This window comes from Burkholderia orbicola (genome assembly GCF_900100915.1).
GTDB classification, from domain to species: Bacteria; Pseudomonadota; Gammaproteobacteria; order Burkholderiales; family Burkholderiaceae; genus Burkholderia; species Burkholderia orbicola.
This window is the reverse complement of sequence record NZ_FNKW01000002.1, coordinates 2,708,433-2,717,794: the sequence shown is the minus strand read 5'-3', so window position 1 is coordinate 2,717,794 and position 9,362 is coordinate 2,708,433. Positions and strand designations below refer to the sequence as shown.

Here is a 9,362-nt window from a genome sequence, read left to right as displayed (position 1 = left end):
TGATCGTGGGCTGATAGCGGCGCGCGGGCCGCGTGGCGCCGCGCGCACCGGTTGCGCGCGGCATGCCGCATCACGCCGCCCGCTGATGTTCCAGCCACGCCTGGAACATCAGCACCGTCCACAGCTGGTGCTGCCAGTTCATCCGGCCCGTCTGGTGCTGGCGCCACAGCCGCTCGACCGCCGCCGCATCGAAGAAGCCCTCTTCGCGCAGGCGCGACGGCCGCAGCAGCGCGTCGGCCCAGTCGCGCAGCGCGCCGCGCAGCCAGTGGTCGACGGGCGCGCAGAAGCCCTGCTTCGGCCGGTCGATCAGCGCGGACGGCACGTACCGGTCGAGCAGCCGGCGCAGCAGCGCCTTCGACTGCCCTTCCGGCAAGCGCACCGACGCCGGCACGCGCCACGCGAATTCGACGACGTGATGATCGAGGAACGGCATGCGCGTCTCGAGGCTCACGGCCATCGCCGCGCGATCGACCTTCGCGAGAATGTCGGTCGGCAGGTACGTGAGCGTGTCGATCGCCATCGCCTGCTCGGCGAAGCTCAGGTGCGCGGGCCACGCGGACACCGTGTCGAGCGGCGTCGGCGGCTCCTGCCCCGACAGCGCGAGGCGCTCCGGATGATGCACCGACGACATCAGCAGCCGGTACAGCCCGATGCGGCTCTCCGCCGTCATCACGTGGCCGAGCTTGTGCAGGCGATCGCCGATGCGCGACGCGGATTCGCGCGCTTCCACACCGCCGCCGAACGCACCCTGCGCGACGGCCGCGAGCTGGTCCGCGTGATCGGGCCGCAACGCGTGCAGCGCGGCGGCGATCCGCGCACGCACCGCCGCCGGCACGCGATGCAGCTTGCGCCACAGGCGCGGCGTCAGGAAGTAGCGCGTATAGCCGCCGAACAGCTCGTCGCCGCCGTCGCCGGACAGGCTCACCTTCACGTGCCGGCGCGTCAGTTCGGAAACGAGAAAGGTCGGGATCTGCGACGCATCGGAGAACGGCTCGTCATAGATCGACGGCAGCTTCGGCACGACGCCGAGCGCATGGTCGGCGGTCACGTAAAGCTCGGTATGGCGCGTGCCGAGATGGCGCGCGACGGCCTTCGCGTAACCGGCTTCGTCGTAGCCGGCCTCGTGGAAGCCGATCGTAAACGTGTCGACCGGCGTCGCCGATTGCGCCTGCATCAGCGCGACGATCGCCGACGAATCGATGCCGCCCGACAGGAACGCGCCGAGCGGCACGTCGGCCTCCATCTGCCGCGCGACGGCCTGGCGCAGGATCGTGTCGAGCTGGCCGACGGCTTCGTCGGCGCTGCCCTCGAACGGCTGCGCGCGGCCGGCCTCGATCGCCTGTTCGAGCGTCCAGTACGCGCGCAGGCGCGGCGTGTCGCGCGCATGTTCGAACTGGATGTACGTGCCGGGCGGCAGCTTGCGGATGCCGCGATAGATCGTATAAGGCGCGGGCACGCTCGACTGGCGCAGGTACAGGCACAGCGCGTCGCGATCGACCGTGCCGTCGAAGCCCGGGTAGCCGCGCAGCGCCTTCAGTTCGGACGCGAACACGAGCGCGTCGCCGATCCGCCCGTAGTAGAGCGGCTTCTCGCCGATCCGGTCGCGCGCGAGCGTCAGCACTCGTGACGCGCGATTCCACAGCGCGAACGCGAACATGCCGGTCGCGCGGCGCAACGTCGCCTCGACGCCCCACGCGACGATCGCCGCGATCAGCACCTCGCTGTCGGAGTGGCCGCGCCACGCCGGTGCACGCCCCGCGCGCTCGAGCTCCGCGCGCAGTTCGCGATGGTTGTAGATTTCGCCGTTGAAGACGAGGACGTAGCGACCGCACGCGGAAGCCATCGGCTGCCGGCCGTGCACCGACAGGTCGACGATCGCGAGCCGCCGGTGGCCGAGCGCGATGCCGGCATCCGGGTCGACCCAGATGCCCTGCCCGTCCGGCCCGCGATGCGCGAGGCTTGCCGTCATTCGCGCGAGCGTGCCGCGCGCTGTCTCCTCATCGAAGGCGACGCTATTCAGAAAGCCGTCGATTCCGCACATTGATTTGTCTGCCCCTGTTGACCTGGTCCGTCACGGGTGGCGCAACCTCGCGGCCCGCCGTCGGGCGTGACGGTCGAGCCATATTACGAAGAAATAAATCAGCAATAATTCACCAGTGAATGTCGGCGAAATCCGGAAAAAAATGGACGTCAAGCGCCGTAAGCCGATGATCGAGCGATGGGGTCATATCGAATCCGGCCGGATCGCCGGCAAGCATTGCCGACAAAAAAGGGGCTTGATGCGATGCGACGCCAACCCGCCACATCGCCGTCAAGCGGCGCCGGTCGCCCATTTCAGCAACTGCGCGACCGCGCGGAAATGCTGCGGCTGGATCGTGCCGTTCTCGGGCGTCGTCTCGTACAGCGCCTGCGCGAGCCCGACGTTGGCGAGCGTCGGGCGCAGCGCGTCGCGGGCCAGCCGCACGATCCGCTCGGCCGCGTCGCCCTCGCCGCGTGCGAGCACCCACGGCAGCGAGCCCATCCCGCCGTAGTAGAGCGCGACCGCGACGCGCGGCGAATAGACGACCACCGACGCATAGCCGATCCGGTCGGGCAGCGACGCGAACTGCGCTTCGCGCGCGAGCTGGCGGCGCTTCGCCTGGATGTGCGGATCGCCTTCGTCCTCCTTGTGCTCGCGCCGCACTTCGTCGATCGACATCTTCATCTTCTGGTTGAACTCGTGCCGCTGGTGCACGATGTCGATCAGCGCCATCACGATGTAGATCAGCGCGGCCCAGCCGAACAGCAGCATCAGCAGCTTCACGATCAGCGCGAGGATCGAGGCCGGCCGCGTGAAGCCCGATTGCACCGACGGATCGAGCGACTCGACGATCAGCCAGCCGAGCGTCGCGACGAGCAGCGCCGTCTTCAGCAGCATCTTCGCGAGATTGACGAGGTTGCGCAGCGACCACAGGTTCTTCATTCCCTCGGCCGGGTTGAGCCGCGACAACTGCGGCACGAGGCGGCTCCACGCCATCACGCCGCCCACCTGCACGAAGCCCGCGAGCAGCCCCGCCAGCAGCCCGGCCGCGACGATCTGCGCGGACAGCGTCGCCCAGTCGCGCGCGGCGCCGTCGATCAGCGCCGCGAGCCGCGCGGACGGATCGGCCGCGCCGACCGCGTCGAACACGAGCCGGAACAGCGCCTGCACCCGCGCGAACAGCGAACCGATGCCCACCGCGAGCGCCACGCACACGCCGACGAAGAACGCCGACGACACCGTTTCCGCGCTCTTCGGCACGTCGCCTTTCTCGCGCGCCTCGCGCAGGCGCTTCGCGGTCGGCTTCTGGTCCTTTTCGGCCATCCCGGCTCCGGCGCGCTCAGCCGCCGCCGTGCGCGGCGAACAGCGCGCGCAGCAACGCCATCAGCCCGCTGTCGGGGCTCAGCAGCGAATGCAGCGACGCGTACACCACCGGCAGGAACAGGATCATCATCAGCACCGCGAGCGCACTCTTCAGCGGCTGCGAGAACACGAAGATGTTGAGCTGCGGCACCGCTCGCCCGACCAGGCCGATGCCGAGCTCGACGAGCACCAGCACGATCGTGACCGGCGCCGCGAGCTTCACCATCCATTCGAAGATCGTGTCGGTCTGCCGCACGATGAAGGTCTGCAGCATCGACGAGAAGTCGGGGCCGAGCGAGCCGATCGGCCACCACGCGTACGACTGCGCGAACAGTTGCACGAGCACCTGCAACCCGCCCGCCGTGACGAACAGCGCGATCGCGACGAAATTCAGGAATCCGGAAGTCGGGCCGCCCTCGTGGCCACCCATCGGATCGAAGAACGCGGCGCTGCCGCTGCCGGTCTGGAAGTCGATCAGGTAGCCGACGCCCTGGATCGCGAACAGCACCGCGCTGAACGCGCCCGCGAGCAGCATGCCGACCATCGCCTCCTTCGCGACCAGCAGGCACCACATCAGGAACGGCAGCGCGGCGACCTGCGCGGCATCGATCGTCGGCGCGACGAACGCGGCGATCACGACCGCGATCCCGTTGCGCACGAGGCCCGTGATGATCTGCTCGTTGAATACCGGCACGACGAACATGATCGGCAGCAGGCGCGGCATCACGTAGAGCAGCGGCCGCAGCATGCCGGCGACGTCGTTGAAACCCGCGGCCTGGTCTAGCATCGGCGCTCCGCGGCGGCAGGCGGGGCGGGATCGTCGGGCGCGACGGATGCGTCGGATGCGGCGGTTTCGGTGGCGATGTCGGCGTCCGTTTCCGCTTCGGTCATCGCCGCATCGAACGCGGCCGCGGCCTCGGGCGGCGTGGACGCATGACCGGCCGCGGCGTCGCCCGCACCGGCCACCCAGGTGCCGCCCGTCGCGAAGCGCCGCACCGCGTAGCCGTCCGCGACGTCGTCGGCGTCGCGCTCGACCCGCGCGGCGCGCGCGTGCAGCGCCTTCTCGCCGGCCTTCTCCAGCTTGTCCTCGGCGGCCTTCGCCTTGCGCGCGGCGCGCTGCAGGTCGGCAAGCGTCGCCTCGTGGCCGCGATACACGTGCGCGGCCTCGCTCACCGACGCGTTCGCGGTGCCGATATGCCGGTCGAACGTGCGCGTATCGGCCGCCGCGTTCTGCAACGCGCGGGCCTCGCGCACGTCGTCGGCGAGCCGCGTCTGGATCGCGGCCTTCGCGGCGACCTGCTGCGCGAGCTGCGCCTGCGCGGCCGCGAGTGCGCGCCGGCTCTGCGCGGCGATGCCCTGCTGGCGCGCGGCCGCGACGCGGGCGATCTGGCTGCGCATCTCGCGTACGCGCTTCAGGCGGGCGAGGGTCGCGAGCACGAGGCGGTCGTCGGCTTCAGACATGATCGTTCGCCAGCTTCGTCAGCTTCGCGAGCAGCGCGTCGAAGCGCACGTCCTCGTCCGACACCTGCGCGCAGAACGCACCGATCGCGTCGCGCGCGCGCAGCGCGAGATCGCCGAGCCGGTCGCTGCCTTCGCGATACTCGCCGATCTGCACCAGCAGCTCGATCTCCTGGTACTTCGCGATCAGCTCGCGCACGCGCGCGGCCGCATGCTGGTGCGCGCGGCTCGCGACGAGCGGCATCACGCGCGACAAGCTCGCGAGCACGTCGATCGCCGGATAGCGGTTCGCGAGCGCGATCTTGCGCGACAGCACGATATGGCCGTCGAGGATCGAGCGCACTTCCTCGGCGATCGGGTCCGATTCCTCGTCGCCTTCGACGAGCACCGTGTAGAGCGCGGTGATCGACCCGTGCGCGCCTTGCCCCGCGCGTTCGAGCAGGCGCGGCAATACCGCGAACGTCGACGGCGGGAAGCTGCGCCGCGTCGGCGGCTCGCCGCTCGCGAGGCCGACCTCGCGCTGCGCGCGGGCGAAGCGCGTCAGCGAATCGACCAGCAGCAGCACGCGCTTGCCCGCATCGCGGAAGTGCTCGGCGATCGCGGTCGCGACCAGCGCGGATTTCACGCGCTCCATCGCCGGGCGATCGGATGTCGACACGACGACGATCGAACGCGCGCGCACCTCGGGCGACAGGCTGTGCTCGATGAATTCGCGCACCTCGCGGCCGCGTTCGCCGACCAGCGCGATCACGTTCACGTCGGCCTGCGCGCCGCGCGCGATCATCCCGAGCAGCGTGCTCTTGCCGACGCCGGACGGCGCGAAGATGCCGACGCGCTGCCCGATGCCGAGCGTCATCAGCCCGTCGATCACGCGCACGCCGGTCGGAAACGGCGTGTCGATCATCTTGCGCGCGAGCGGATTCGGCGGGTCCTGCTGCGTCGAGACCCATGCGGAGCCCGTCACCGGCCCGCGATCGTCGAGCGGCCGGCCGAGCCCGTCGAGCACGCGGCCGAACAGCCCCTCGCCCACCGGGAACACATGCTCGCGCCCGGACGGCACGACGGTCGTCTCCGGCGACAGCCCGGCCACGTCGCCGAGCGGCGTGAGCAGCGTCGTCTGCCGCGAGAAGCCGACCACCTCCGCGAGCAGCGTCGGCTGGTTCGGCGTGCGCAGCTCGCAAATCTCGCCGAGCCGCGCGCGGATGCCCGTCGCGTTCAATATCTGCCCGACCGCGTGGTTGACGCGGCCCTGCACCGACACCGGCGAGAAAAACGCGAGCCCTGCGTCGAGTTCGCCGACGAGGCGGCCGCGATCGAACGGCGCGCCGTCGTCGTCGCCAAACGAGGGCGGATCGTTGAGCGGCGCGTTCATCGCGCGGCACCCTTCAGCGCGTCGCGGCGGATCGCCTGACGCAACGCGTCGATCTGCAGGTCGAGGCTCGCGTCGATGCGCCCGGACGGCGTCTCGACCGTGCATGCATGGCGTTCGAGCTGCGCGTCCTCGACGATGCGGATCTTCTGCCGGTTCGACTGCCCGGCGAACGCGCCGTCGAGCGCGTCGCGCATCTCGTCCTTGCGGCCGGGTGCGATACGCACGATCAGGAACGCCTCGTCACGTACGAGCGGCGCGATCCGCGCGAGCGCAGCCTCGTACAGCTTCTGCGTGCTCATCTCGCCGACGATCGCGCGCACGGCCTTCACGACGATATCGGCCATCGCATCCTTCATCGTCTCCATCGTGCGCGTGGCGGCGAGCGCCTGCGTGTACGCCTGCGCGGCCTGCTCGCGCTGCGCGCGGCGCATGCCTTCGTCGTAGCCGGCCGCCTGGCGCTTGTCGAATTCGCGCTGCGCGTCGGCGACGATGCGCGCCGCCTCTTCATGCGCGGTCGCGATCACCGCGGACGCGTCGAGCAGCGCCGCGTATTCGCGCTCCTTGAGCACCTTGCGTTCCGACAGTAGCTGCAGGTTGTCGCTCGTGATCAGAAAAGCCAGTCCCATGACGCAAGCCTCTCGGGAATCAGAAACAGGAACATCAGTTCGCCGAACTGATCGCGCTGCGCGCGGTTCAGCCAGTACGGCGCCTCGTCGTCGATCGCGCGGTTGAATTTCAGGCGCACGCGCCGCGCGACCGCGTCGCCGGCCACGCCGATGAAATCCGCGAGCAGCCGGCCGCCGCGCGCCCGGATCACGACCGGCAGCGCGGCGGGATCGGCGCGCCACGGTTCGAGCGTTTCCGCGAGCGCGCCGAATTCCGGCGCGCGTTCGAGCGCGAGTTCGAGCGCATCGCCGCCGAGCCGCGCCGCGATTTCCGCGCGGATGCGCCGCCCGGCCAGCGCGTCGCGCAGCCACGCGCGATGCAGCAGCAGCCCCGCATACGCGGCCAGTTGTTCGAGCGCCGCGCCCGGCAGCAGCGCGAGCCGCGCGCATGGGTTCGCGACGTCGAAGTCGTGTCGGTCGGCCACGCCGTTCACAGCGAGCAGGTGCCGCGCGAGCAGCTTGCGGCCGGCCGCGCCGAACGCGTCCGGCGAACGGTAGCGCGCAGGCCAGTCGGCCGGCACGCGTGTCACGTGCAGATAGCGGTCGGGCCGCAGGTTGAAGTCGCAGACTAGCGCATGAAACGTGGCAGCGCGTGCGACGGGAGGCGGCGCAAGCGGATGCAGCCATGGCAGCGGCGCCGCGTCGGCCGCGACGCTCGCCTCGCCCGGCGGCAGCGCGTGCGGCTCGCTCATGCGCCGTCGCGCGCGCCGTCCGGCGTACGCAGTCCGCCGCCGGCCTGCTGCGCGGTCGTACCACCGCTCCCGCTCGCCCCGCGCGGCGCACCGAGCAGGCCCGCAAGCCGCGCGCCGAACATCCCGCGCCGCGCGGCCGACAGCGCGATCACCGCACAGGTCAGCAGGATCAGCGCGAACACGAGCCAGCCGAGCGGCGAGCGCAGCCGCAGGATGTCCGACACCGCGCTGCCGATCCCGTCCACGCGCGTCGCGCGCGCGGCGGCCGGCTGCAGGAACAGCGACACGTTGTCGTACTGCAGCCCTTCGATGCTGTGCGCGACGAGATCCTTGACCATCGGCGCCATCGCGCGCAAGTCGACGCCCGGCCGGTAGCGGATGTACACCGCGGCCGACGACGGCTTGATCTTGTCCGCGAGCGGATCGTTCTCCGGAATCACGACCTGCACGCGCGCGACCACCACGCCCTCGATGTCCTGCAGCGTGCGCGACAGATCCTGCGACACGCCGTACAGGTAGCGCACGCGCTCCTCGGCCGGCGTCGACACGAGGCCCTGTTTCTGGAACAGCTCGCCAAGGCTCGCATAGCTCGGCTTCGGCAGCCCGTTCGCCTGCAGCACCGTGAGGGCCGCCTGCATGTCGCCGTCCGCGACGCTCACGAGCCATGCGTTGCGGTCCGACGTATCGCGCGCATCGTTGTCCTTCGACGCGCTGATGCCCGCGTCGCCGAGCACCGCGACCATCTGGTTCGCGTCGCGCTCCGACAGGCCCGAGTACAGCTCCTTCTGGCACCCGGCCAACAGCACGAGCAGCCCCGCGAGCAGCGCGCGCGCCGCCCGGCTGCGCCACGCATGCATGCGCGGCGTCGAATCGATCGTCGTCATCGTTTGTCCGCTTCAGGGCGCGTGAGGCCGCATCCGGCCCACGCGCGCTTTCACTCCTGCGTCTTCAGCACCGTATGCGTGAAGCCGTTCGCCGCCTGTGCAACCGACAGGCTCAACTGGTATTCCGAAATCGTGGTGGTTGCCGTCCACTGGAAATCCATCGCCTTCACCATCGTCATCAGCGGGTCGCTGCGGCTGTCCGCCATCGACGTCAGCATCTCGCTGCGATGCTTGTCGATGTTCGCGTACCGCGAATCGAGATCGTTGCCGTACGTGCGCAACCGCTCGACGAGCGACGACTGGTTCGCCTGCGCGGGCGTCATCTGCACGGCCGGCGCCGCATCCGCCGGCGCGCGCGACATCGCGACACCGGACGAAGACGGCGGGGCGGCCGGCGACGCGCCCGGCTGCATCAGCGCATCGAACTGGCGCACCTGCGCCGGGTCGGACGCCGTGCCCGCTTGCTGCGCGGCACTCGCGAGCGCAGCCGCGCCCGGCGGCGCCGCGCCTACGCCTGTTACCGACATGATCGTGTCCTCCTTGACCGGCAAAGCCGGAAACGGGCCGGCCGGCACGCACCTACGCCACGCCGAGCGCCCGTCACGGGCGGCCCCGGCGTGCGACGTCGCACGGCACGGCCGGCGACCGGCATCACGCGCGGCCGGCGGAACTCAGGTGTTGCGCAACCTGGGCGTTCGCCGTCCCTTCCTGCGCGGTCACTGCGTTGCTGGTTTCGAACGTCGCAGTCGATTGCTGAACCTGGAAGTTGATCTTGGTCAGTTCGAGCTGCGTCTTGGTCAGGTCGTCGGCCTGCTTCTGCACGTCGCCCGTGTTCGTCACACCACCTGCTGCCGAGGTACCCATGCTTCGCTCCTTTACGTGAACAACACACTCCATCTTCCGGCGGCG

At 70.3% G+C, this 9,362-nt stretch carries 10 protein-coding genes; all 10 read right to left on the bottom strand.

Annotation, left to right across the window (positions count from 1 at the left end; genetic code table 11):
• Positions 1-70: 70 nt before the first annotated feature.
• The gene (asnB, locus tag BLS50_RS29025) at positions 71-2,041 is read right to left on the bottom strand and encodes an asparagine synthase (glutamine-hydrolyzing) (RefSeq protein WP_006480863.1); all 1,971 of its coding nucleotides are present in this window, start codon (positions 2,039-2,041) and stop codon (positions 71-73) included.
• Positions 2,042-2,311: 270 nt separating this feature from the next.
• Positions 2,312-3,343 (bottom strand): EscU/YscU/HrcU family type III secretion system export apparatus switch protein, encoded by a 1,032-nt coding sequence (locus tag BLS50_RS29020; protein WP_027807112.1) that lies wholly within the window; start codon positions 3,341-3,343, stop codon positions 2,312-2,314.
• Between the two features lie 16 nt (positions 3,344-3,359).
• Entirely contained in the window at positions 3,360-4,169 is an 810-nt protein-coding gene (sctT, locus tag BLS50_RS29015; RefSeq protein ID WP_006480861.1) for a type III secretion system export apparatus subunit SctT, read from the bottom strand.
• Positions 4,163-4,843, bottom strand: coding sequence for a hypothetical protein (locus tag BLS50_RS29010; RefSeq protein WP_074806130.1), 681 nt, complete (start codon positions 4,841-4,843; stop codon positions 4,163-4,165). Before BLS50_RS29010 ends, sctT begins: the two co-directional genes overlap by 7 nt.
• Complete coding sequence (sctN, locus tag BLS50_RS29005; protein ID WP_074806126.1) at positions 4,836-6,212, bottom strand: type III secretion system ATPase SctN; 1,377 nt, start codon at positions 6,210-6,212, stop codon at positions 4,836-4,838. Before sctN ends, BLS50_RS29010 begins: the two co-directional genes overlap by 8 nt.
• On the bottom strand, positions 6,209-6,838 hold the full coding sequence (gene sctL, locus BLS50_RS29000) for a type III secretion system stator protein SctL (protein WP_011547299.1): 630 nt from the start codon (positions 6,836-6,838) through the stop codon (positions 6,209-6,211). Before sctL ends, sctN begins: the two co-directional genes overlap by 4 nt.
• Positions 6,820-7,569 (bottom strand): SctK family type III secretion system sorting platform protein, encoded by a 750-nt coding sequence (locus BLS50_RS28995; protein ID WP_074806123.1) that lies wholly within the window; start codon positions 7,567-7,569, stop codon positions 6,820-6,822. Before BLS50_RS28995 ends, sctL begins: the two co-directional genes overlap by 19 nt.
• Positions 7,566-8,453, bottom strand: coding sequence for a type III secretion system inner membrane ring lipoprotein SctJ (gene sctJ / locus BLS50_RS28990; protein ID WP_012339692.1), 888 nt, complete (start codon positions 8,451-8,453; stop codon positions 7,566-7,568). Before sctJ ends, BLS50_RS28995 begins: the two co-directional genes overlap by 4 nt.
• Positions 8,454-8,503: 50 nt before the next feature.
• On the bottom strand, positions 8,504-8,980 hold the full coding sequence (locus tag BLS50_RS28985) for a hypothetical protein (protein ID WP_011694788.1): 477 nt from the start codon (positions 8,978-8,980) through the stop codon (positions 8,504-8,506).
• Positions 8,981-9,104: 124 nt separating this feature from the next.
• The gene (locus tag BLS50_RS28980) at positions 9,105-9,317 is read right to left on the bottom strand and encodes a hypothetical protein (protein WP_006480857.1); all 213 of its coding nucleotides are present in this window, start codon (positions 9,315-9,317) and stop codon (positions 9,105-9,107) included.
• Between the last annotated feature and the right edge of the window lie 45 nt (positions 9,318-9,362).

Excerpts from the sequence above, each read along its gene's own strand:
- asnB (WP_006480863.1), bottom strand. The coding sequence starts at position 2,041 with ATGTGCGGAATCGACGGCTTTCTGAATAGCGTCGCCTTCGATGAGGAG.
- BLS50_RS29020 (WP_027807112.1), bottom strand. The coding sequence starts at position 3,343 with ATGGCCGAAAAGGACCAGAAGCCGACCGCGAAGCGCCTGCGCGAGGCG.
- sctT (WP_006480861.1), bottom strand. The coding sequence starts at position 4,169 with ATGCTAGACCAGGCCGCGGGTTTCAACGACGTCGCCGGCATGCTGCGG.
- BLS50_RS29010 (WP_074806130.1), bottom strand. The coding sequence starts at position 4,843 with ATGTCTGAAGCCGACGACCGCCTCGTGCTCGCGACCCTCGCCCGCCTG.
- sctN (WP_074806126.1), bottom strand. The coding sequence starts at position 6,212 with ATGAACGCGCCGCTCAACGATCCGCCCTCGTTTGGCGACGACGACGGC.
- sctL (WP_011547299.1), bottom strand. The coding sequence starts at position 6,838 with ATGGGACTGGCTTTTCTGATCACGAGCGACAACCTGCAGCTACTGTCG.
- BLS50_RS28995 (WP_074806123.1), bottom strand. The coding sequence starts at position 7,569 with ATGAGCGAGCCGCACGCGCTGCCGCCGGGCGAGGCGAGCGTCGCGGCC.
- sctJ (WP_012339692.1), bottom strand. The coding sequence starts at position 8,453 with ATGACGACGATCGATTCGACGCCGCGCATGCATGCGTGGCGCAGCCGG.
- BLS50_RS28985 (WP_011694788.1), bottom strand. The coding sequence starts at position 8,980 with ATGTCGGTAACAGGCGTAGGCGCGGCGCCGCCGGGCGCGGCTGCGCTC.
- BLS50_RS28980 (WP_006480857.1), bottom strand. The coding sequence starts at position 9,317 with ATGGGTACCTCGGCAGCAGGTGGTGTGACGAACACGGGCGACGTGCAG.